Raw genomic sequence first — 21,933 nt, 5'->3', positions numbered from 1 at the left:
ACCGGCCGGCGCATTGTTCGGCAGTACCGTTCTGGCGGCCGAACATTGAACGGGGTGAAGGTGTGGCGGGGCGTCGTGAGGTGCCGTTGGATCCGGCGGCAGGTCCGGTGCAGCGGTTCGCGTTCGAGTTGCGCAAGCTGAGGATGGAGGCGGACGGGATCACCTACCGGTCGCTGGCGCGGCGGGCGGGCTATTCGGTGACCACGCTGTCGCAGGCCGCGGCGGGCGAGCGGTTGCCGACGCTCCCGGTGGTGCTGGCCTATGCGGGGGCGTGCGGTGCGGACCTGGCGGAATGGGAGGCCCGTTGGAAGGCGGCGGTGGAGGAGTCCACCGATGACGGCTCTCGGGACGAGGACGGAGCGCTGGCGCCGTATCGGGGTCTCGCACGGTTCGAGACCGGCGACAGCGACCTGTTCTTCGGCCGGGAACAGCTCACCGCGGACCTGGTCGACCTGCTGGGCCGCCGCCGGTTCGCCGCGGTCTTCGGCCCCTCCGGCAGCGGCAAGTCCTCCCTGCTGCGGGCGGGCCTGATACCCGTCCTCCGGCGCGCTCAGGAGCCGGGCCCGCGCCCGGCCGCGATCCGGATCCTGACACCGGGCGAACGCCCCGCCCGCGGCCACGCACCGCTGCTCACACCCGCGATTCCCCGAGACGGCAACGCCGCGGCGGACACGTTCGTCATCGTCGACCAGTTCGAGGAGGTCTTCACCCTCTGCCACGACGCGGCCGAGCGCGCTCGCTTCATCGACCTGCTGCTGACGGCCCGGCAGCCCGAGAGCCGTCTGCGGGTGCTGCTGGCGGTGCGCGGCGACTTCTACGGCCGCTGCGCCGAGCACCGCGAGCTGGCCGACGCACTGCGCGACGCCAACCTCCTGACCGGACCGATGAGCCGGACGGAACTGCGCGACGCCGTGGTCAAGCCGGCCACGGCCGCCGGACTGACCGTGGAACGCGCCCTCACCACCCGGCTGGTCGAAGAGGTCGCCGACGCGCCGGGCGGGCTGCCACTGCTGTCCCACGCGTTGCTGGAGACCTGGCGCCGCCGCCGCGGCAAGACACTGACCATGGCGGGGTACGAAGCGGCGGGATGCCTGGACGGCGCGATCGCCAAGACCGCCGAAAAGATCTACGGCCGGTTCACCAGGGACCAGGCAGCCGCCGCCCGCCGGGTGCTGTTGCGCATGGTCGCCCCCGGGGACGGCACGCCCGACACCCGCCGTCCCGCCGAGCGCGCGGAACTCGGCGACACCGGCCGGGTGGTGGAGGCGCTCACCGGGGCACGGCTGCTCACCCTGGACGGCGACACGGTCGAGCTCGCCCACGAGGCACTGCTCACGGCCTGGCCCCGGCTGCGCGGGTGGATCGAGGAGGATCGCGAACGCCTGCGTGTGCACCGGAACCTGACCGAAGCGGCCCAGGCCTGGCAGGAACTCGGCCGTGAGGAGGGCGCTTTGTACCGGGGAAGCCGACTCGCCGCCGCCCAGGAACACTTCGGCGGCGCGCCGCGCGAGGACCTGACCGACCTGGAGCACGCCTACCTCGACGCCAGCCGCGACCACGAGCAGAAGGGCCGTCGCCGGTCCCGGCTGGTGCTCGCCGCGGTCACCGCCGCCCTGTGCCTCGCCCTCGTCGCCGCCGGCCTCGCCGTGGGGCAGTGGCAGAGCGCGGTCGCCGCCCAACACCTGGCCCAGTCCCGCCAACTGGCCGCCCAGTCCGGCGCGTTGCTGGACTCCGACCCCGACCTCGGGGCACTGCTCGCCGTCCACGCATACCGGACCAGCCCGACCCGCGAGGCCACCGCCGCCCTGTACGCCGCCGCGGGGCTGTCGCTGCGCGAGCGCCTGGTCGGCGGCAGCGAACCCGTGGATTCCCTCGCCCTCAGTCCGGATGGGCGTACCGTCGCCGCCACCAGCCGAGACGGCAAGGTGCGGATCCGGAGTCTGCCCGGAGGCCGGCTCCGACACACCTTCACCGGCTACGACAGCGGCAACGTCGCGGCGTTCAGCCCCGACGGAGGCACCCTCGCTGTCGCTTTCGCCCGTGGAGCCGACGGGATGATAGGGCTACTGGATCCGGTCACCGGCAGGAAACTCAGGACCATCACCGTCCCCGACGGCTCGGTACGCGGGATCGCCTTCAGCCCTGACGGCCGTACCGTGGCCGCCGCCTCCGTGACGACCGTACGGGTGTGGGACGTGGCCACCGGCCGCGAGCGGCGCGGCTTCACGGGGCACCCCTATCCGCAGGCGGTCGCCTTCGGCCCCGACGGACGGACCGTGGCCGCAGTGGGTCTCGACGGACTCGTGCGGGTGTGGAATGTGGCCACCGGCCGTACCCGAACCGTCGGCGGCGGCGGCCGAATCGACGGCAGGGCGGTGGCTTTCAGCCCGGACGGACGGACCTACGCGGTGGTCCGCGCCGGCGGTTCGGTGCAACTGCGGGAGGTGACCACCGGGATCGTCCGGCACACCTTGAAGGACGCTTCCGTCGGGATGGTCGGGATGAACGAGCCGGCCTTCGCCCCCGACGGGCGGGCGATCGCCGTCCCGAGCCTCGACGACACGGTGCGGCTGTGGGACACCGCCTCCGGCGCGGCGCGGGCCACCGTGACCGCCGGGCACCACGGACGAGGAGCCATGCACGTGGCCCTCGGTGCGGACGGCCGAACCCTGGTCACCAGCAACAACGGGGACCCCGACGTCCGCGTCCACAGCCTGCCCGCCGATCTCCCGCAGACCACTCTGCCCGGCTCCGCCGACACCTCCATCGACGACGTGGTCTTCAGCCCGGACGGACACGCGGTGGCCACGGTCCGCCAAGGGCCGGTCGGCCGTGGGGAGGTACAGCTCTGGGATGCCGGGACCGGCGATCGCGAAGCCTCACTGCCGCTCGACAAGGACTCGGCTCCCGGAAGAAAGCAGCCGCAGTTCCCGGTCAGCCGCCTCGCTGCCGTGGGGTTCGACCCGACCGGCCGTGCTCTGGCTGCCAGGTCCGTCAAGAAGGGGGTGATCGAGGTCCGGGACGTCGCCACCGGCCGACTTCGCCTGAGCCGTGCCCTGGGCGCCGGCGGCACGGCGGTCTTCAGTCCCGACGGGACACGGCTCGCCGTCGTCGGCCGGCAGGGGGCGGTACACCTTTTGGACCTCTCCACCGGCGCACGGCACACCGCGGCTCAGCCCGGCAGCCGGTGGATGGCGTTCACCCCGGACGGACGCACACTCGCCACAGTGGGCAACGAGGCCGACGGTCACCAGGTCAGGCTGTTCGACGCCGCGACGGGGCGCTCCCAGCGCACCATCAAGCTGAGCGCCCAGATCCTGTCGGCCTTCGCGTTCAGCCCGGACGGGCGCACCCTGGCCACCGTGAGCGGCAGTCGCGGCTCGGTGACGATGTGGGACGCGCGCACCGGCCGGCTCCAGGACAGCTTCGCTGTCGGCGGTGCAGTGGCGTCCCTGGCATTCAGCCCCGATGCGCGCACTCTGGCCGCGAGCGCCGCCAGAGGCGTCCAGTTGTGGGACCTCGCGACCGGCCTGAACAGACTCACCCTGCCGGCGCGCTCACCCGAAGCGGTCGCGTTCAGCCCCGACGGGCGCACCCTGGCCATCGGCGCGGAGGGCTCCGTCGACCTGTGGAGCGTCGACCTGCCCGACCCGGCCCGCGCGATCAACGTCATCTGCGCGGCCGTCGACACCGACCTCACCCCTCTGGAGAGGTCCCGCTACTTGCACGACAAGTCCACGGAAACCGGCTGCCGGCGGGCCACGACATAGGTCGGAGGCGTCAGCAGCCGCACGCCCCCACTCGGAACTCCGCCCACACGGTCTTGTACGCCCCGCCCGGCCGGAGTTCGACGCCCCACCCCTCCGCCAGCGCCTCGACCAGCAGCAGTCCCCGCCCTCCCTCGTCCGCCTCCCCCGCCGGCACCGGCAGCCGGTCCACCCTGGCGTCACCGACCTCCACCCGTAGCGACTCCTCAGCAGCAGTCGTACGCGCAAGCCGCGTTCGTTCACCCGACCGCGGTGCCGGGCGCACGCGGGGCGCAGGCGAAGTTGCCGGAGGTCTGGTGGCGCGCGGTCTGCGGAGACGGCATGGGCACACTGGAGCTGCCGGGAGGTCCAACACCTGCCCCTCCGGGCCAGGAGCCCGCCGCCGACGGCGAACAACTCCTCAGCTGCTGCGCCGACGACGTCGCCCTCTTCCGCCGGGCCGGAATCCTCAACCCGCCGTCACATTGCTCGTGATCAACCGGAGCAGTTGCTTCACGGAGGCCTCCTGTTCCGGCGTCAGCCCCATGGCGTTCCCCATCGCGGGCGGCACCGCCCGGGCCTTCTCCCGCAGTGCCGCCCCCTCGTCGGTGAGCCGGATGGCCACCGACCGCTCGTCGTCCGGCCGGCGTTCACGGCGCAGCAGCCCCGCCGCCTCCAGGCGCTTGAGCAGCGGTGACAGTGTGCTGGACTCCAGCTGCAGGGCGGCACCCAGATCGCGGACGGAGATCGAGTCCTGCTCCCAGAGCACCAGCAGCACCAGGTACTGGGGATAGGTCAGCCCGAGCTCGTCGAGGAGCGGGCGATAGCGCGCGGTCACCGCTCTCGACGCCGCGTAGAGGGCGAAGCAGAGCTGGTCGTCCAGGAGCAGGGTCTGCTCGGCCCGCTCGTCTGGGGTGGTGCTCACGGAAACGGCTCCCTTCGGCGGCGTCTCGGCCTTCACCGTACGCGTTCAGGTCTCCTCGATTCTATCGACCACTAATCAGTTGTGCACGACTTAATAGCGCGCTACTGTTCTCGACATGCCGCCGCTCGGCCGAACCGAGAGCCTGAGCGCGCCCGCGGCGCCCGATCCGAGGAGATCGTCATGACCGAGAGCACCCCCCGCCCCGTACTGGAACCCGCCGCCCAGGCCTTCGTGGAGGCCACCGCGAACCCGCCGTACCTCTTCGACCTGGGCCCGGTCGAGGGCCGCAAGACGGTCGACGAGGTGCAGTCGGGCGAGATCGCGAAGCCCGCCGTCGACGAGGAGTGGGTGACCGTCCAGGGCGGTCCCACCGGGAGCGTCCGGACACGGATCGTCCGGCCCGCCGGCGCCACCGGCACCCTCCCCGTGGTGATCTACATCCACGGCGCGGGCTGGGTCTTCGGCAACGCCCACACCCACGACCGGCTGGTCCGCGAACTCGCCGTCGGCACCGGTGCCGCGGTCGTCTTCCCGGAGTACGACCTCTCCCCCGAGGCCCGTTACCCGGTCGCCGTCGAGCAGAACTACGCCGTCGCCCGCTGGGTCGTCGAGCAGGGCGCCGCCAACGGACTGGACGCCACGCGCATCGCGGTGGCCGGGGACTCCGTCGGCGGCAACATGACGGCCGCTCTGACCCTGATGGCCAAGGAGCGCGGGGACGTCCCGCTCGTCCAGCAGGTCCTGTTCTACCCGGTCACCGACGCGAGCTTCGAGACCGGCTCCTACCACCAGTTCGCGGAGGGGTACTTCCTGCGCCGGGACGCCATGCGGTGGTTCTGGGACCAGTACACGACCGACGAGAAGCAGCGCGCGGAGATCACCGCGTCCCCGCTGCGCGCCACGACCGAACAGCTCGCGGGGCTGCCCCCGGCCCTGGTGATCACCGCCGAGGCGGACGTCCTGCGCGACGAGGGCGAGGCGTACGCGAACAGGCTGCGCGAGGCCGGCGTCCCGGTCACCGCGGTCCGCTACCAGGGGATCATCCACGACTTCGTGATGCTCAACGCCCTGCGCGAGACCCACGCCGCCGAGGCCGCCATCGCCCAGGCGGTCGGCACCCTGCGGACGGCGTTCGCAACGGCCTGACGCAGCACACGGTCCAGAGCCTCGGATTCCGGGGCCTGGAGCGGCCTGGGTCACCGGCGCCCTGAGGCGGCCCCGGTTCGCCGGGGCCTGAAGCGGCCTCGGCCTCCGTGGCCCAGGACCGCACGGATCCCCCAGGGGCGACCTCCGGCCCCCGGGAGCGTCCTACCTTCCCCGCCCCGCGAGCGCGTCCAGGGCGTCCGCGACCGGGACGGGATCCAGCGGGCCTACGTGGGACGCCCTGGGAAAGTCGTGCACGTGGAAGCGGTTGCCGGGCGTGAACGCGTCGGCTTCCGCGATCATCCTGTCCTGGAGCGCGGTGGCGATCGTCCGGTCCCTGCCGAAACGCAGGTAGGTGCGGGGAACGCGCCCCCAGCCACCAGCCCGGCCGACCGCTCGGCCCGCATAAGCGGCGATGGGCTCGTCGGTCTGCATACCGGCCAGGATCCGGCGGAAATCGGCGTCGGAGTAGTCCGCGCAGATCATCTCCTTCAACAGCGCCAGCTCACGGCTGTCACCGGTCCGGAAGTTCAGTCGTAGGACACCGAGCCGGTCCGGGTCACCGACCGTCAGCTCGACCGGGCTGACGGCGTCCTCGTTCTCGGGTGCCGCCGTGCAGGCGTCGGCCGTGGGCAGGGCGCGGCTGGGACAGAAGGCTGCCATGTAGCAGATGTGGTGGAGCAGATGCGGCACGGCATCGCCGACACGGCTGACGGAGACGCCACCCAGGCTGTGCCCGACCAGCACCACGGGGCCGTTCCGCGCCGCCCGCCGCACGATGCCCGTGACGCGCGCCTCGTAGTCGTCCAGCCCGAGGCCCTTCAGCGGGGAAGGCTCGACCGCCATCGCTTCGAGGTCCTGCCGCTGGTACGACTCCGGCACGAAGGCCTCCGCGCCGTGCCGCGGTTGGTCGACCATGACGACCCGGTGACCGCGCAGTGTCAGCTCGCGCGCGATCGGCGTCCAGAACGCGCCGGCGCTGTGAGTACCGTGCACCAGCACATAGGTGGTGGGCCCGCGACGCGGGTCCGCCGCGGCCGACGAGGTCCCGAGCCCGGTGGCCAGTGCCGTGCTCCCCACCGCGAGGCCCAGCCCGCGTAACGCCGTCCGCCGGGTCGCCCCTGTTCGTTCTTCGTTCGTCGCCTTCATCATGAGCACGACGCTATGAGCGGCCCGCTCGGCCCACCAGCCGCCCAGTGCCACCCCAGGGGTGGACCCAACACCACTGTGGTGCCCTGAACCAAAAATAACTAGCCAACAACCTAGGGGCCCTAGCTAACCTCTCCTCATGCCCAGAGCCGGCCTGACCACCACCCGCGTCACCGCAGCCGCCGCCGACCTCGCCGACGAGATCGGCTTCGAGAACATCACCCTGGCCGCCCTCGCCAAACGCTTCGGCGTGAAGGACGCGAGCCTGTACTCGCACGTCAGGAACCTCCAGGACCTGCGCACCCGGGTCGCCCTGCTCGCCGGCGGCGAGATGATCGACCGGATCGCCGTCGCGGTGGCGGGGCGGGCCGGGAAGGACGCGCTGGCCGCCTTCGCCGGCGCCTACCGGGCGTACGCGCTGGAGCGGCCCGGACGGTACGCGGCGACGCAGATCCGGATGGACCAGTCGCTGATCGCCGACTCCCCCGCGCTCCGGCGCACCGCCGAGATCACCTACGGCATGCTCCGCGCCTACGGCCTCGCCGAACCCGATCTCACCGACGCGGTACGCCTGTTGCGCGCCACCTTCCACGGTTACTGCGCCCTGGAGTCGGCGGGCGGCTTCGGCGCGCCCCGCGACGTACAGAAGTCCTGGGACAGGGCGGTCGACGCCCTCCACGTGGCACTCGAGAACTGGCCCCAGGAGCCTCATTAGTCCCATGACTCCCATGAGTTCCAACAGTCCCCAGAGGAGAAAACCGATGACTGACCCGTTCTACGACATCACCGGCCGCGGCCCCGTACTGCTGCTGCTTCCCGGCGGCGCCGGGCACCCGATGGGCCTCGGCCCGGTGACGGAGGCGCTCTCCGGGCACTTCACCGTCGTCACCTACGACCCTCTGGGCCTCGCCCACGGCCGCCTCGGTGAACCCGTCGAGGACCAGCGGGTCCAGGACTGGAGCGACGGCGCGCGGCAAGTGCTGGACGAAACGCTCCCCGAGGGCGGGACCGCGTACGTCTTCGGCACCAGCGCCGGGGCCGTCACCGCCCTCGATCTGCTCGCCCGGCACGGGGAGCGGCTGCGGCACGTGGTCGCGCACGAGCCGCCGTGCGTCGGGGTGTTGCCGGACGGGACACGGCAGCAGGCCGCGTTCCGGGAGGTCTGTGAGGTCTACCGGACCAAAGGGCTCGCTGCGGCGGGCGCCCTGATGACCGCCGTACTGGAGGAACGCGCGGCGGGAGAACTCCCGGAGGGCCGACCCCTGTCCCGTGAGGAGGAGTTGACCAACCCGATGGCGCTCTCCCTCGCGCACGTCATCGGGCCCTTCACGTCGTACGTCCCCGACGCGGGGCCCTCGCAGGCCCGCCTCACCGTCGCCGCGGGCAGCGACTCCCGCGGCCAACTCCTGTACCGCACCGCCGAGTTCCTCACGAAGGCGCAGCAGGCGGACTTCGTCGAGTTCCCCGGCGGTCATCTCGGCGTCCTCCAGCACCCGTTGGACTTCGCCGACCTGCTCAGGCGGATCCTGCTCGGGACCGACTCGCGGTCATGACAGGTCGCCGAGGGCGTCGGCGTAGTACGTGGATCCCCTGAGATGCAGGGCGAGTTCACGGAAGGTCCAGCCCTGGCCGGGTGACCGGTCGAGCTGTTCCTCCGTGAGCGTGTCGAGGCGGTTGGCCCAGATGCGGGCGAGTCGGGTGAGACGGCTGCGCGCCTCGTCCAGGTCCTCCTGGGTGAAGGGGGCGAGGTCGGCCTCGGTGGTCGTCGCGGACGCGTGCCAGTGGTCGGGCTGCGGGGTCTCGCCGGCGAGCCGTGCCTCCAACTCGGCGAGGTGGTCGATGAGGTGGTCGGCGACGCGGCGGATCGCCTTGTGCGGGGTGTAGACGCGGTCGTCGACGTGGGCGGGCCTGCCGTCCCAGGCGGTCCAGGTCGCGGCCAGGCCGAGGACGTGCTCGACCATGCCGGCCACGGTCTGCGCCGGTGTCTCCTGCGGGTGTTCGGTCATGCCGGCACGCTAGACGCGCGTCGCTTCGGCACCGACCGAAGTGTGGCGGTCGGGAGGGGGGGCGGTCAGGGGGCGGTCGACGTGCGGCGACGGCGGGCGCGGTGGGGGTCGACACGGCCGACCGGGCCGCGTGCAGCAAGGCCGGGGCCCTACCGCCCGCATCACCACAACCCTCACGGCACCCGCGGCGACCTGGGGGTACGAATTCCGCAACCCGCAAGCGCCGCGAGCCGTGAGCCGTAAGCCGTGAGCCCCACGTCACGCGAGGCGACACCGTTCGCGCGCTCTCTGTGCCACTCCCGGTACATCGCCAATGGCGCCCCTAGGAACAGCGGCTGATCCGCGCGGCCATCCGCCGCATGACGTCGACGGGCAGTCCCGGGTTCCGGGCAGCGGCCTCCGCGGTGCCAGGGTCGCGCAACAGCCGCGTCAGGAGCTTGGCCGGCAGGTGGGGGTGCTCGGCGGCCGCGTTGCGGATGTGCTCGTGCGGGTCCTCCGTCAGCCGTGCCGCGGCGGCCGGTGACAGTCGTGGATCGGTGGCGGCCCGATAACGGACCTCCGCGCTCCTGTCCCGGCTGAGCCGCTCGACCAGCTCGGGTGTGGACTCCGGGTCGTCGAGGGCGAGCCTGCGCATACGCGGGTTCGGATCGTCGGCGTACCGCACGAGGTCCCGGCGGGGGAAGTTCGGGTGGCCGCGCGGACGGTCGGGGACCGTGAGGCTGCCGTCCCACCACTGCCACACCCGCAGGAGCATGTCGGCTGGCGCGTCGTCGCATGACTCGGCGAGGAAGAGCTGGACGACGCGGTCCTCGTCACGGGCGAGGAGTTCGACGACGTCGGGCGGGAGGTGCCGGGCGCGGGCGACGCTTCGGCGCACGACAGGGTGGGAGGAGGCTGCCAGGCGGCGCATGGCCTCGTCGTCGTGGTGGAGGGCGACGACCCAGTCGAGGGGGTGGTACCGTCCGCGCGGGTCGAAGTCGTAGTGGATTCCGGCGCGTTGCTCCTCGGTGAGGTCGGCACGGAGGGACACCACGAAGCGGACACCGGGATCGGGGTCCTCGCCGAGGAGGGCCACCAGATCAGGGTCGAGACGGAGGTTCCTGGCGAGAGAGCCGCGTTCATCCGGCTTCCCGTTCCGCGCCAGGTGCTCGGCGAGGTCGCGCTCCAGAGTGCAGGTCTCCAGGGCGCGGGTCCCGATGTCCTGTGCCTCGTAGACCGAGCGGGGCAGCGGATGGTCCAGGTGGTGCAACAGCAGCGCCTCCGCTCGCACCTTGTCCTCGGAGTCGTTCAGCAGCCCCTGCCGTGCCGCGGCGTCGAGGTGCGGCCAGGCCGGTCCGCAGGCGGCGTACCGGACGCCGCCGTCGGGGTCGGCTGCCAGGGCGACCGACACGGAGGCGGGCAGGCCCTGGAGACGGGCGGTCTCGGCACGCACGCGGGCGGACGGGTCGGCCGCGAGCGTCCGGCACGTGTCCTCGGGGAGTCGTGCCCGGCGGTCGGCGGCCAGCAAGGTGAGGATCCAGCGCTGCCGCTCGTCCCGCTCCGCGAGGATCACGCGGGACCACTGCTCGGGCGTGATGTTCGGCTGCACCTCGGCCGCCAGGGCCCGCGTTCTCCAGTCCGGATGGGCCAGTGCCGCGTCCACGACCTCCGTCGGCAGGGCGCCGTACATCCCGTAGCGGGCCCTCTCCCACAGCTCGTGCCGCAGCTCCTGCGGGGCCGCCGGGTTGCGCCAGAGCCCGCTCGCCCACGCGTCGAGCAGTTTCCCGCGGGCTCGCGGTCCCCGGAACAGCGCCTCCCAGGACTCGGCCCGGTCCTGCGGGCTCTCCTCGGCGGCGGCCAGCGCCGCCGCCTCCCTCCGCTCCCCGAGCCGGTCGACGGCGACCAGCCAGACCGCGTACTCCTCGGTCGTGGCGCCCACCATGGTGTCCCCGTCCAGGGACAGCGTGAGGAACTCCGGCTGCCCCGGGCGCGGCCCCAGGACCCCCGCGAGGTCCCAGCCGTCGGTGAGCCGTACCCGCACCCAACGCCCGGTGCCGGAGAAGTCGATCAGGAACACCCCGTCGCCGCCGAGGATCCCCGCCTCGGTCGCCAGCCGGTGCCACTGGGCGTTGAGTTCGGCGATCAGGTCCGGCCGGTCGTCCGCCACCGCGACGGTCGGCTCGGTCTGCCACGCGATGACGTACCGCCACGCGAACTGCGGCGGCGGCACCTCCTCGACCCGCCAGTCCCCCACGACCTCCAGCCCTGCCCGGCCCAGCAGTTCGACCAGTTCGTCTCTCCCACCCATGATCCTCATACTGCCCGAGGCGACTCAGCCCCCGGCGGTGATGTCCACCGAGGAGCTCTTCAGCCGGACCCGCGTCTCGGTGCCCCCGCTCCACGCCACCGTCAACTCCCCCGCCCCCGCGGCCCGTACGGTCACCGTCTCCCCCAACGGCGCGGCGTCCGCGTCACCGGTGAGGCGGGCCAGTGCGACGAACAGCGTGTCCCCCTCGCCCGTCACCCCGCCCAGCTCGTCGTCGAGGCCCACGGCGGGAAGCAGTTCGGCCCGCACACCCTCCCGCGCGGCCCATCCAGTCACCCGTACCGGTGTCCCGGGCTCGGCTCCGGTCACGAGGAAGGCGCGTACCTCCACAGCGCCGCGCGCGAGCACGGCACTGGTCACCCGCACACTCCCGGCCGCCGTGTGCCGCGACGCCACCCACCCCTCCCCCACCCCCAACGGCTCGATCTCCGTCCGGCTCGGATCGCCGTCCACCACCAGGCTGTTGTCGTACGACGCGGAGGACGACTCCGAGGGCTCGGTGACCGTCGAGTAGGCGAGGCGGGTGTAGTACGGGTCGTAGCGGACGTCCTCGCTGCCGTGGTTGTGGAGGCGGACCAGGCCGTCGGAACTCGTGGACTGGAGCAGCCAGTTGGGGGCGGCGATCGAGGTGACCGCGTCGGAGCGCTCGGCCGGGCCCGGCTCCTCCACCGCCGTCCACACCTCGTGGTCGGCCGGGAGGAGCAGACCGAGGAAGCCCTTGCTCGCCCAGTACGGGGACGCCGGGCCCGAATAGCCTTGCAGGACAGCGGGGTTCGGGCCGTGCCAGCCAAGGGTGAGCAGGCCGCGGGAGTCCACCGCGCCCCGGTCCAGGAAGTACTTGAGGGCGCCTGAGGCCAGTCGCCGGGTCTCGCCGGGGGGCAGCGGGGTGTGGCCCGTCAGGGCGCCCAGCCACAGCGGGACGGTGGTCGCAAAGCGGTAGGTCAGGGAGCGGCCCTGGTGCATCGGGGCGCCGTCGGCGCCGAACAAGCGGGCGTAGTCGTCGAGATGGCGGGAGAGGCGACCGCCGTACAGGTCCAGCAGGCGGTCGTCCTCGGCCAGCCACGCGTGCAGCACCGGGTAGAGGTGCATGGCCCAGCCGTTGTAGTAGTCGAACTTGCGGCCGTCGCCGTCGGTGTACCAGCCGTCGCCGACGTACCACTGCTCGATGCGTTCCAGGCCGCGGTCGATCGCCTTGCGGGAGGCCTCCGGCTGGTGGCCGACCGAGGAGAGGAAACCGGCGACCGTGACGGGGAAGAGTTCCCAGTTACATGGCCACGCCTCGGCGGTGAGCGCGTCGCCGAGCCAGGCGGCGGCCCGCTGGCGTACGGCGTCGTCGAGGCGGTCCCAGAGCAGCGGTTTGGTGATCCGCAGGGCGAACGCGATCGACGCGGCCTCCACCAAGGGCTGGCTGCGGTCCTCGATCCGCGGCCAGATGCCCGAGACGCCGGCGGCGAGTCCGTCGGCGTACCGCTCCAGCGCGGTCGCGTCCTGGCGGAAGGCCGCCAGCAGGAGCGTACGGGCGTAGCCCTCCAGGCCGTCGGAGAGGCGGCCGGACCAGCTCTCGCGGTCGCCGGGGAGGTGGTACAGGGCGCGGTCCCCGGTGGTGTACGGCTCGACGGCGGCGAGCAGGGCGTCGGCGGCGGCCTCCCAGTGGGCGCGCGTGTAGCCGGTGCGGGGACTGAGGGTGCGGTCCTCGGGGGGCAGGTGCATCGGTTCTCTCTTTTTTCCCATCACAGGCTTGACTCGCAGGCTCGCGTCACAGACCTGGGGCGCCCCGGTTCCGGTCGGGACGCCCCAGGCGTCTATCCCACCCTCACGGCCCCTTCGGGCACCAGTCCCTGTGCGACCAGTTCGTCGCGGACCAGGCCCGCGTACACGGTGGCGCCGTGTACGGAGGTGTGGGTGTTGTCCCTTTTCTCGTTGTAGAGGTAGATCGCCTTGGAGCCCTCCACGCCGAGGGACTCCACGAGCGACTTCGTCTTCGCCGTCAGGTCGACCAGCGGGACGTCCTCTGCTGCGGCCACCGAGCGGATCACCGCGGGATGGTCCACCCCGAGGCCGTTGACCAGCAGGGCCGTCCCGTTGTTCAGCGTGCCGTCCGAGTTGAACCAGCGTCGCACGATGGGCGTCACGAGGACAGGGTTCCCGCCTTTCTCCCTCACACCCGCGACCAGAGTCTCCAGGTTCGCCCGGTAGGTCGCCTCGTCGGTGGTCTTGTCGTTGTGGGCGAGCTGGATCAGGACGAGGTCGCCGCGGTGGATCAGTGGCTGGACCGTGGCCCACAGGCGTGGCTCGGACAGATAGGTCACCGTGCTCTCGCCGGAGTCGGCGTAGTTGGCCACGGACACGCCCTTGCGCAGGTACTGGGGCAGTTGCTGGCCCCAGCCGGAGTAGGGGTCGCCGGGCTGGTCGCAGACCGTGGAGTCGCCGACCAGGAGGATCTGGCGGGTGTGCCGGGCGCGGGTGACCTTGATGTCGGCGAGGGCGGGGGCCGAGCCGCCCAGGACGAGGTCCAGGCCCGGTGTGCCGTCGGGGCCGGTCGGTTCGCCCTCCGGGGTGCGGACGTTCACGGTGAAGCTGCGGGCGACGCGCTCGCCGGCCGGGGCCGCCGTCTCCGGCAGCAGCGAGCGCCGGGTCTCGCCGCTGATCGCCGTGCTCGACGCGGTGTCGGCGCCGAGGAGGACCTTCACGTCGTACGTGCCCGGCGGGACGGCGAAGTGGCAGGCGTCGGCGGTGCAGTTGTCGAGACCGAGCGGACGTGCTGGGTGCGCCTGCGCCGGGACGGCCGTCAGGCCCGAGGCCAGTGCCACCGCCGCCAGCAGGGCGAGGTTGAAACGTCTCATTCGCGGTTCCTCCGTCAGGGGGACAACACCTGGCGCCGGACCGTACCGCCTTCTGCAAGCGCTTTCTAGACCTTGGACCAATTTCACAAAGTCGCCAACCTCCAGCGCACGAAAGCCCTTTCGCGAAATCGATTCAACTGTCACTCTCCAAGTGCCTGCCCCACCCCCACACCTCTCGAAGGAGGCACCCCCATGTCCGAATCCTCCGTGTCCAGAACGGTCGGACGCCGTACCTTCGTCCTCGGCACCGCGGCCGCCGCGGGCACCGCCGCCCTCGCCGGGCCGCTCGCCACGAGCGCGTCCGCCGCCGGCTTCGGCTGGTCCGACGACGGCTCGAACTACGTCGTCGACACCGGCGCGAACCTCGTCTTCAAGGTCAGCAAGACCAACGGCGACCTGACCTCGCTCGTCTACAAGGGCACCGAGTACCAGGGCTACGGCGGCAAGAACTCGCACATCGAGTCCGGCCTCGGCACCTCCACCGTCACGATCAAGCAGTCCGGGTCGACGATCCTGATCTCGGTCGCGTACGGCACGCTCCGGCACTACTACGCGGCCCGCAGCGGCGAGAACAACGTCTACCTGTGGACCAACCGGGCCGACACCTCGGTCGCCTCCACCCGCTTCATCCTGCGCGTGAAGGCGGGCCTGTTCCTCAACGACGAGCCCGATTCCTATACTTACGCGCCCACCACCATCGAGGCCGCGGACGTCTTCGCGAAGTCCGACGGTCAGACCCGCTCGAAGCACTACTCGAAGCGGCGGGTCATGGACTACGACTACATCGGCTGGAGCGCGAACGGCGTCGGCCTGTGGATCGTCCGCTCCAACCACGAGAAGGCGTCCGGCGGTCCCTTCTACCGCTCGCTGCTGCGGCACCAGAGCGCGGACGGCGGCGGCCTGTACGAGATCCTGCACTACGCCCAGAACCAGACGGAGAACGAGCGCTTCGGCCTCCAGGGCCCGTACGTCATCGCCCTCACGGACGGCGGCGCGCCCTCCTCCTCACTGTTCCCGGGCACGCTCACCACCTCCTGGGCGGACTCGCTCGGCATCTCCGGTTACGTCGGCTCGGGCGGCCGGGGCAAGGTCGCGGGCGTCGGCATCACGGGCCGCGACACGGCGTACCCGTACACCGTCGGCCTCGCCAACTCGGCCGCCCAGTACTGGGGCTCGGCACGCTCCTCGGACGGCAACTTCTCCATCGGCGGAGTCCTTCCGGGGACGTACACGCTCACCGTCTTCAAGAGCGAACTCGCCGTGTACACCACCTCGGTGACGGTGACCGCCGGCGGTACGACCACCCTGAACACGATCGCGATCCCGTCCTCGAACGACCCGAGCAACGCGGGCGCGATCTGGCGGATCAACGACTGGACGGGCACGCCCGGCGGCTTCAAGAACGCCGATCTGATGACGTACGCCCACCCCTCCGACGTCCGCGCCTCCTCCTGGACCGGCAACGTGGTGATCGGCAGCGGTACCGAGACCTCCGCCTTCCCCTGCTACCTGTGGAAGGACGTCAACAGCGGTCTGCTGGTGTACTTCAAGCTGACCGCCGCGCAGGCCGCCGCCGCGCACACCCTGCGGATCGGCGTGACGACGGCCTACGCCAACGGGCGGCCGCAGGTCGTCGTGAACGACACCTGGACGTCGGCGATCCCCTCCCCGCCCACGCAGCCGAGCACCCGGTCCCTGACCAACGGGTCCTACCGGGGCAACAACTACACGTTCACCTACAGCGTCCCGGCCAGTGCCTGGCGTACGGACACCGGCCAGTACAACACGCTGAAGATCAACATCGTGAGCGGTTCGGGGTCGACGGCCTATCTCAGCGCGGGCACGTCGATCGACGCCATCGATCTACTGAGCTGACGTCATGTACCGCGTGTCCACTGCTGGTTGGTCGCTCCATTGCACGTGTACGTGATGATCGCGGCGGAGTTGGCGGTGGACGCGCCGTTCACGTCCAGGCACTCACCGCTGGCACGGGCCTTGATGTTCACGTACGAGCCCGACGTGACCACCGACCACTGCTGGGTGGTGGCACTCGAGGAGCAGTTCTCCTGGGTGACCGTGGAGGCGTTCTCCTGGAGGCACAGCGAGCTGCCGCGGCCGACGAGCTGGTAGTAGCCGCTGCCGAGGCTCTTGAACCACCACTTCTGGTTGGCGCCGCTGTTGCAGGTGTACTGGCTGATCGCGACCCCCTGCCACAGCGACTGGTCGGCCACGTCGGCGCACTTGCCGCTGTTGCGGGCGACCAGCGTGTTGTACGTGGCGCCGGTGCCGGAGACCGTCCCGGCGGCCGCGTCGATCGTGACCTCGGGGTACCAGGACATGGACATCGTGGTGGAGCTCGGGAAGGTCAACGGCAGCCACACGTACCGCGAGTCGTTGACGGTCCCGCCGAAGGAGTTGCCCCAGCGGTCGCCCATGTAGAGGTACGAGGTGCCCGAGGTGCCCTGCACCGGAAGGACGTACGCGGTCTGGGAGTTGTAGGTCGTGGAGTCACCGACGTTGGCCATCGAGGTCCACGGCCCCGCGAGGGAGGTGGCGGTGGCGTACTGCTGCTGGTTGGCGCTCCAGCCGGTCGCGCCCGAGGTCAGCATGAAGTAGACGTTGCCCCGCTTGAAGAGGGCGGGCGCCTCACGGTGGCCGCCCGGCCACGGGTTGGCGACGCGGCTCGCGATGCCGGTGTAGTCGGCGGTGAGCCTGTAGATGTGCAGGTCGTAGTTCTCGTTGGCCGCCGAGACCATGTAGCCGGTGCCGTCGGTGTCGACGAACGTCGTGATGTCACGGGACATGTACTGGCCGAGCGGGCGGAAGCTGCCCTGGTAGCTGTAGTTGCCGTCGACGGTGGACGACACGGCGACGGCGGCGCGGGCCTCGCTGTAGTCGGTGCCGTTCTCCTTGTGCATCCACATCACGAACTTGCCGGTGGTCGCGTTGTAGATGACCTTGGGCCGCTCGATGTAGGCGGTCCCGAGCTCGGCGGCGCTGGACTGGGTCAGGACGTGGTTCCTGAACTCCCAGTTCTTCAGGTCGGTGGAGCGGTACGCGTCCACGTACCGGAAGGTGTTGTCGGCGTTGCGGTCCTCGCCGAACCAGTAGTAGTAGGAGCCGACCTTGATGACCCCGCCGCCGTGGGCGTGCAGGGCGTTCCCCGAAGTGTCCGTGAACTGGACGCCGTTGGGGATCGTCAGCGGGGCGGCCTGGGCCGGTCCCGCGGTCACCAGGGCGCCGGCCAGGGCCAGACACAGGGCGAGCAGTACTGCGTAAGCACGTCTCATGACGCGACCTCCGTGTCCGTGATGGTGTCCGCCACCGGTATGCCGAAGTCCGGGGTGCCGTCCGCGCGCCAGCCGAGCCTCTGGACGCGGGTGTGGCGGTTGGGGTCGTTCAGCGGGTCGCCGACGATCTCCTTGTACTGGCGGGCGTGGTAGACGAGGACGTCACTGCGACCGTCCTCGGCGACCGTGAAGCAGTTGTGGCCCGGGCCGTACTGCTTGGTGGTGTCGTTGCTGGTGAAGACGGGGGTCGGCGACTTGGACCAGCTCGCCGGGTTCATGAGGTCGGCGTCCGCGTCGGCCGTGAGCAGGCCCATGCAGTAGTGCCAGTCGGTGGCGCTGGCCGAGTAGGTCATGAACAGGCGGCCGTTGCGGGCGATGACCGAGGGGCCTTCGTTGACCCGGTAGCCGACGCACTCCCAGTCGTACTCCGGTGTGGAGAGCCGGATCTGAGGGCCCGTCAGTGTCCATGGGTTCGCCATCCTCGACAGGAAGATGCCGGTGTTGTTGTCCAGGCCGGGTTCGTGCTGGGCCCAGGCGAGGTAGCGGGTGCCGCGGTGGGTGAAGGTGGTGGCGTCCAGGGAGAAGGTCTCCCAGGCGGTCCTGACCTGACCCTTTTCGACCCAAGTGCCCTTGAACGGGTTGGGGTTGGCGTTCTCCAGGACCCAGATGCGGATGTCCCACACGCTCTCGGCGGGCGCGGAGGCGAAGTAGATGTACCACTTGCCGCCGATGCGATGGATCTCCGGCGCCCAGATGTGGGCGCCCATGACACCGGTGGGGTGCTTGGTCCAGATGACGGACTCGTCGGCGCCCGCGAGGCCGTTGAGGGTGCGTGAGCGGCGCAGGACGATGCGGTCGTACTCGGGGGCGGTGGCGGTGAAGTAGTAGTAGCCGTCGGAGTGACGGTGGATGTACGGGTCCGCGCGGTTGCGGACGAGCGGGTTCACGAAGGCGGGGGCCTTCTTCGGTCGCGGGGCGGCTTCGGCCGCTGTGGGGGTCGCGGCCAGGGCGCCCGCGGCCAGGGCACCTTTCAGCAGCAGTCGTCGGTGGGGGACGTCGGGGGCGCGGCTCATACGGACTGCCTCTCGGGTGGGGGTGTCCTGAGAGCGATGTTCGATATTGAGAACATCTGTTGGTGATTGCGAACAGCCGAAAGGTACGGCTGGGGAACCAGGAGGTCAACGGGTCGGACGCGACCAAAAGAAGGCGCTTTCTGTTTCGGTTTTCTGTTATCGCCTCCCGTCCCGCCCGTCTCCGGTCATGTGCGCAGCCATTTCCACAGAACAGCAGCGGCCGCCGGTGCCCTGGCGGCGGTCGCCCTCCTGGCCACCGCTCCCCCCGCGCTGGCGGCCGGCCCCCGGGACGCCACCGCCGACGTCCTCGCGGGCCGGGACGTCACGCTGACCGGCGACACGGTCGTCACCGTCCCGGCCGGCACGACGACGTACGACGGCGTGCTCCGCGGCACGGGCACGCTCACCGTGCGCGGCAGCGGGACGCTGATCCTCACGAGGGACAGCGACTTCACGCTGCCCCGGTCGCGGCAACGGCAGTCCGTGCGGACGCCGGGCGGCAACCACCCGTACGTCACCACGACCCGCCCCGACCCGCCCGCGGTCACGGTCGAGCGCGGGGCGACCCTCCAGTACGGCGACGGTGGCACGACCGGCCTGATCGGCCACTTCCCCTACGCCACCCCGGCGTTCCGGCTGAACCAGGACAACATCCGGGTCGACGGCACCCTGCGGCTGTCCCTGAAGAGCGCCTACAACCTGGGCACCGTGAGCGGCTCCGGCCTGGTCACCCAGCCGCGCTTCCTGTGGGGCACCTGGGACCTGACGTCGGGCCCGTTCTCCGGGGTGATCGACAACGGCACGCAGGCCAACGCCGGACGGCCCGAGTACGCGACCGCCCTGCCGAACGTGCGCAAGGTGCTGAACCAGGGCACCTGGACCGTGGACACCCCGCTCGGGCAGACCGTCACCCAGCGGATGGACTTCTACCAGCGCGAGTACGGCAGCGACATCAACGTCCAGTCCCGGCCGGGCGGCAAGGTGATCCTCACCGGCCAGTACTCCTGGTCGAACCAGGGCGGCGACACCGATCCCTCGCTCAGCGACCCCGCCCTCAACTGGACGCCCGCCCCCAAGAACGTGAACAAGCGCGGCACCAACATCAAGGGCGCGAACGTCCAGTGGGGCGACGGCACGACCAGCAGGATCTTCATGCCGGGCACGGCGAAGACGGTCTACATCAACCTCCTCGCGGCGCGCTCCCGTTCCCTGCTGACCTTCGACTACAACGGGCCGGTCACCCTGGGCGCCCCCATCGGCGGCGGCCGCTTCCACGACACCCTGTCCGCGCCCGGCGCGGGTGACATCGTCATCAAGGGCACGAAGGGCAACGACGTCACCTTCGCGGCCGTCCAGTACTACGACGGCTCCACGACCGTCGAGAAGGGTGCCGTGCTCCGCCTGGGCAGCGGCAGGCCGGGGGGTGACGGCGGGCTCTACACCGGGGGCGGCCACTACAAGGTCGTGAACGACGGCTCGCTGATCCTCGACAACACGGCCAAGTCCCTGACCCTGCCCCGGATCAGCGGCAGCGGCTCGCTCACCCAGGCCGGCCGGGCGACCACGACACTGACCGGCAGCGGAATCACCTACACGGGCACGACGACGGTCGAGAAGGGCACGCTGGCCCTGCGCGGCGGAGCGACGCTCGCCCGCAGCAGGGCGGTTCGTCTCACCTCGGCGACCGCACGGCTGGACGCCGGCCCGGTCGGCCTCCGGGTGGTCTCCTCGCTGTCCGGCAAGGGCACGGTGAAGGGCGCGGTCACCAACGACGGCGTGGTGGCGGGCGGTCTGACCGTCTCCGGCGGATACTCCCAGAGCGCGAGGGGCCAACTGGTCCTGGGCAAGAGCCCGTTGAAGGTGACCGGCCCCGTACGGCTGTCCGGTGACCTCGACCTCGCCGCGGCCGGCACCCACCCGGCACGCAGGATCACCGTGCTGGACAACAAGGGCGGCGCGAGGACCAGGGGTGCCTTCAAGGGCCTGAAGGAGGGCACGCGACTCGAACTCGCCGACACGACCTACCGGATCACCTACCGGGGCGGCGACGGCAACGACGTGATGCTGACCGCCGTCTCGACGAAAGCCTCCCCGCTGGTCCGTCCCGCCTCGACGCCGAACGCGGCGGTCGCGGCACCCCACCCCACGGGCGAGGTGGCCGAGGGGCTCGGCTGGTGGCCGTACATCCTGGCGCTGGGGCTGCTGGCCGGTCTGGTGATCCCCCCGACCGTGCGCAGGCGGGGCAGGCAACGCCCGGGCGGGCGCCACGCGGCGCACTGATCGGCGCCGGGGCTCCACGGCGCCCCTCCGCAGCGCTCGACCTCACAGAGAAGTACTGGGCGCCGCGGGGTATCCGAGCCCAGGCGCCAGGCCGCGCGCCTCCTCCGCCCACTCCGCGAGGAACGCCAGCGCAAGCCCCCGCTCCCGGTACCGGCGTTGCACGGACACCTCCCGCCGCCCCCCGTGGTCCAGTTGCCGCTCCTGCCCCGCCCGCGCCAGCAGCAGCGCCGTGAGCCAGTCGTACTTCACGGCCGACGCGCACACCCCGAGCCGTACGGCCCGCTCGTCGCCCCGCCACCCGCTCGCCCGGAGCCCCTCCAGGTAGGCGTGGTAGGCGGCCGCCGCGTACCGGGGCAACCGGTCGGCGGGCACGAACAGATCGAAGACCGAGTCGGACAGGTAGTTCCCGAGGTCCTCCCCGAGCGCTCCGTCCCCCGCGAACGCCCAGTCGAGCAGCACACTGTCCCGCCCGTCCGCGCGGACGTTCGCCGGCCACTGGTCGAGGTGGCTGAAGGCACGCGGCAGGGACTCCATGATCTGGAGGAACCACTCGCGGTCGTGGTGGAGCCGGACCATGTCACGGCGCAGCCCCGCGGGAAAGTGGTCCCGGATCAGCGGCTGCCGCCAGGCCTCGTCGTCGTCGAGAAGCTCCCGCCCCTCGGTCTTCGCACCCGTGTACTCCCGCAGGAACCGCCGGGACAGCCAGGGCTCGTCCCGCGCGCCGACGGCCCCCTGCGCCCGTCCCATCCGGTGGGCGTGCCGTACGTGGGCGTCGATCGACCAGCGCTGGGCGGGTCTGCCCGGCACCCGCTCCAGCCACAGCGCCACATCGCCGTCCGCCCGTTCGACGCAGGCGAGCAGGCGGGGCGCGCGGATGCCGTACGGCTGCCAGGCCCGGGCGAGTCCCGAGGTGTAGACGTCCGCCTCGCGCCGCCAGTGGTTCCAGTGCCGGGGGTCCTCGGAGGCCGCCCACGCGCCGGTGACGTCCTTGGCGCGGGTGAGGACCTTGAGCACCGCCGTCCGCTCTCCGAACGTGATGCTCCAGACCCCCGCGGTGACACCGTTGCCGGGGTTGTGGGTGAGGGAGGACGCGAAGACCGGGCCGGTGCCCGGGCCGAGGACCTCCACCGCTTCGGCGGCCACGAGGCCGGCGTCCAGGTCGGTCATACGGGA

16 protein-coding genes are annotated in these 21,933 nt (G+C 71.5%); 6 read left to right on the top strand and 10 right to left on the bottom strand.

Going from position 1 to position 21,933, the window contains the following annotated elements; all coding sequences use genetic code 11:
• The first annotated feature begins 62 nt into the window (after positions 1-62).
• Positions 63-3,770, top strand: a complete 3,708-nt coding sequence (locus tag ABZ098_RS12205; protein WP_356589902.1) for a helix-turn-helix domain-containing protein — start codon at positions 63-65, stop codon at positions 3,768-3,770.
• Positions 3,771-3,780: 10 nt separating this feature from the next.
• Here ABZ098_RS12205 and ABZ098_RS12200 read toward each other — a convergent pair whose 3' ends face one another.
• Together ABZ098_RS12200 and ABZ098_RS12195 are read right to left on the bottom strand one after the other, a co-directional pair.
• A complete protein-coding gene (locus ABZ098_RS12200; protein ID WP_356589900.1) occupies positions 3,781-3,960 on the bottom strand; it encodes a hypothetical protein in 180 nt (59 codons plus the stop codon).
• 255 nt (positions 3,961-4,215) lie between these two features.
• Complete coding sequence (locus tag ABZ098_RS12195) at positions 4,216-4,671, bottom strand: MarR family transcriptional regulator (RefSeq protein ID WP_356589898.1); 456 nt, start codon at positions 4,669-4,671, stop codon at positions 4,216-4,218.
• Positions 4,672-4,851: 180 nt separating this feature from the next.
• On the opposite strand from ABZ098_RS12195, the gene ABZ098_RS12190 reads away from it, so the two are divergent.
• Positions 4,852-5,817 (top strand): alpha/beta hydrolase, encoded by a 966-nt coding sequence (locus ABZ098_RS12190; protein ID WP_356589896.1) that lies wholly within the window; start codon positions 4,852-4,854, stop codon positions 5,815-5,817.
• A gap of 162 nt (positions 5,818-5,979) precedes the next feature.
• On the opposite strand, the gene ABZ098_RS12185 is transcribed toward ABZ098_RS12190, so the two are convergent.
• On the bottom strand, positions 5,980-6,894 hold the full coding sequence (locus ABZ098_RS12185; RefSeq protein WP_356590508.1) for an alpha/beta hydrolase: 915 nt from the start codon (positions 6,892-6,894) through the stop codon (positions 5,980-5,982).
• 208 nt (positions 6,895-7,102) lie between these two features.
• Between ABZ098_RS12185 and ABZ098_RS12180 the strand changes: the two genes are divergently transcribed.
• A complete protein-coding gene (locus ABZ098_RS12180) occupies positions 7,103-7,678 on the top strand; it encodes a TetR-like C-terminal domain-containing protein (RefSeq protein WP_356589894.1) in 576 nt (191 codons plus the stop codon).
• Between the two features lie 46 nt (positions 7,679-7,724).
• Complete coding sequence (locus tag ABZ098_RS12175; RefSeq protein WP_356589892.1) at positions 7,725-8,516, top strand: alpha/beta hydrolase; 792 nt, start codon at positions 7,725-7,727, stop codon at positions 8,514-8,516.
• Here the strand turns inward: ABZ098_RS12175 and ABZ098_RS12170 are convergent.
• The 4 genes from ABZ098_RS12170 to ABZ098_RS12155 all read right to left on the bottom strand — a co-directional run bounded on the left by ABZ098_RS12170 (position 8,511) and on the right by ABZ098_RS12155 (position 14,117).
• Positions 8,511-8,969 (bottom strand): hypothetical protein, encoded by a 459-nt coding sequence (locus tag ABZ098_RS12170; protein WP_356589890.1) that lies wholly within the window; start codon positions 8,967-8,969, stop codon positions 8,511-8,513. The genes ABZ098_RS12175 and ABZ098_RS12170 overlap by 6 nt on opposite strands.
• Positions 8,970-9,291: 322 nt before the next feature.
• Positions 9,292-11,256, bottom strand: a complete 1,965-nt coding sequence (locus tag ABZ098_RS12165; protein ID WP_356589888.1) for a PE-PGRS family protein — start codon at positions 11,254-11,256, stop codon at positions 9,292-9,294.
• A 24-nt stretch (positions 11,257-11,280) separates the two neighbouring features.
• On the bottom strand, positions 11,281-12,984 hold the full coding sequence (locus ABZ098_RS12160; RefSeq protein ID WP_356589886.1) for a DUF2264 domain-containing protein: 1,704 nt from the start codon (positions 12,982-12,984) through the stop codon (positions 11,281-11,283).
• Positions 12,985-13,076: 92 nt separating this feature from the next.
• The gene (locus tag ABZ098_RS12155; RefSeq protein ID WP_356589884.1) at positions 13,077-14,117 is read right to left on the bottom strand and encodes a rhamnogalacturonan acetylesterase; all 1,041 of its coding nucleotides are present in this window, start codon (positions 14,115-14,117) and stop codon (positions 13,077-13,079) included.
• A 192-nt stretch (positions 14,118-14,309) separates the two neighbouring features.
• On the opposite strand from ABZ098_RS12155, the gene ABZ098_RS12150 reads away from it, so the two are divergent.
• Complete coding sequence (locus ABZ098_RS12150) at positions 14,310-15,992, top strand: rhamnogalacturonan lyase B N-terminal domain-containing protein (protein WP_356589882.1); 1,683 nt, start codon at positions 14,310-14,312, stop codon at positions 15,990-15,992.
• Between the two features lie 2 nt (positions 15,993-15,994).
• Here ABZ098_RS12150 and ABZ098_RS12145 read toward each other — a convergent pair whose 3' ends face one another.
• Both ABZ098_RS12145 and ABZ098_RS12140 read right to left on the bottom strand, forming a co-directional pair.
• Positions 15,995-17,407, bottom strand: a complete 1,413-nt coding sequence (locus ABZ098_RS12145; protein WP_356589880.1) for an RICIN domain-containing protein — start codon at positions 17,405-17,407, stop codon at positions 15,995-15,997.
• Complete coding sequence (locus ABZ098_RS12140; protein WP_356589878.1) at positions 17,404-18,480, bottom strand: glycoside hydrolase family 43 protein; 1,077 nt, start codon at positions 18,478-18,480, stop codon at positions 17,404-17,406. The genes ABZ098_RS12145 and ABZ098_RS12140 overlap by 4 nt, the downstream gene beginning before the upstream one ends.
• A 189-nt stretch (positions 18,481-18,669) precedes the next feature.
• Here ABZ098_RS12140 and ABZ098_RS12135 point away from each other — a divergent pair, with 189 nt between their 5' ends.
• Complete coding sequence (locus ABZ098_RS12135) at positions 18,670-20,760, top strand: autotransporter (protein ID WP_356589876.1); 2,091 nt, start codon at positions 18,670-18,672, stop codon at positions 20,758-20,760.
• Positions 20,761-20,802: 42 nt separating this feature from the next.
• On the opposite strand, the gene ABZ098_RS12130 is transcribed toward ABZ098_RS12135, so the two are convergent.
• On the bottom strand, positions 20,803-21,927 hold the full coding sequence (locus ABZ098_RS12130; RefSeq protein ID WP_356589874.1) for an aminoglycoside phosphotransferase: 1,125 nt from the start codon (positions 21,925-21,927) through the stop codon (positions 20,803-20,805).
• Between the last annotated feature and the right edge of the window lie 6 nt (positions 21,928-21,933).

The sequence above is a fragment of the Streptomyces sp. NPDC006335 genome (assembly GCF_040612795.1).
In the GTDB taxonomy this organism is placed as follows: domain Bacteria; phylum Actinomycetota; class Actinomycetes; order Streptomycetales; family Streptomycetaceae; genus Streptomyces.
This window is presented reverse-complemented; position numbering and strand designations above follow the sequence as displayed.

Excerpts from the sequence above, each read along its gene's own strand:
- ABZ098_RS12155 (WP_356589884.1), bottom strand. The coding sequence starts at position 14,117 with ATGAGACGTTTCAACCTCGCCCTGCTGGCGGCGGTGGCACTGGCCTCG.
- ABZ098_RS12180 (WP_356589894.1), top strand. The coding sequence starts at position 7,103 with ATGCCCAGAGCCGGCCTGACCACCACCCGCGTCACCGCAGCCGCCGCC.
- ABZ098_RS12165 (WP_356589888.1), bottom strand. The coding sequence starts at position 11,256 with ATGGGTGGGAGAGACGAACTGGTCGAACTGCTGGGCCGGGCAGGGCTG.
- ABZ098_RS12190 (WP_356589896.1), top strand. The coding sequence starts at position 4,852 with ATGACCGAGAGCACCCCCCGCCCCGTACTGGAACCCGCCGCCCAGGCC.
- ABZ098_RS12130 (WP_356589874.1), bottom strand. The coding sequence starts at position 21,927 with ATGACCGACCTGGACGCCGGCCTCGTGGCCGCCGAAGCGGTGGAGGTC.
- ABZ098_RS12160 (WP_356589886.1), bottom strand. The coding sequence starts at position 12,984 with ATGCACCTGCCCCCCGAGGACCGCACCCTCAGTCCCCGCACCGGCTAC.
- ABZ098_RS12170 (WP_356589890.1), bottom strand. The coding sequence starts at position 8,969 with ATGACCGAACACCCGCAGGAGACACCGGCGCAGACCGTGGCCGGCATG.
- ABZ098_RS12145 (WP_356589880.1), bottom strand. The coding sequence starts at position 17,407 with ATGAGACGTGCTTACGCAGTACTGCTCGCCCTGTGTCTGGCCCTGGCC.
- ABZ098_RS12150 (WP_356589882.1), top strand. The coding sequence starts at position 14,310 with ATGTCCGAATCCTCCGTGTCCAGAACGGTCGGACGCCGTACCTTCGTC.
- ABZ098_RS12140 (WP_356589878.1), bottom strand. The coding sequence starts at position 18,480 with ATGAGCCGCGCCCCCGACGTCCCCCACCGACGACTGCTGCTGAAAGGT.
- ABZ098_RS12175 (WP_356589892.1), top strand. The coding sequence starts at position 7,725 with ATGACTGACCCGTTCTACGACATCACCGGCCGCGGCCCCGTACTGCTG.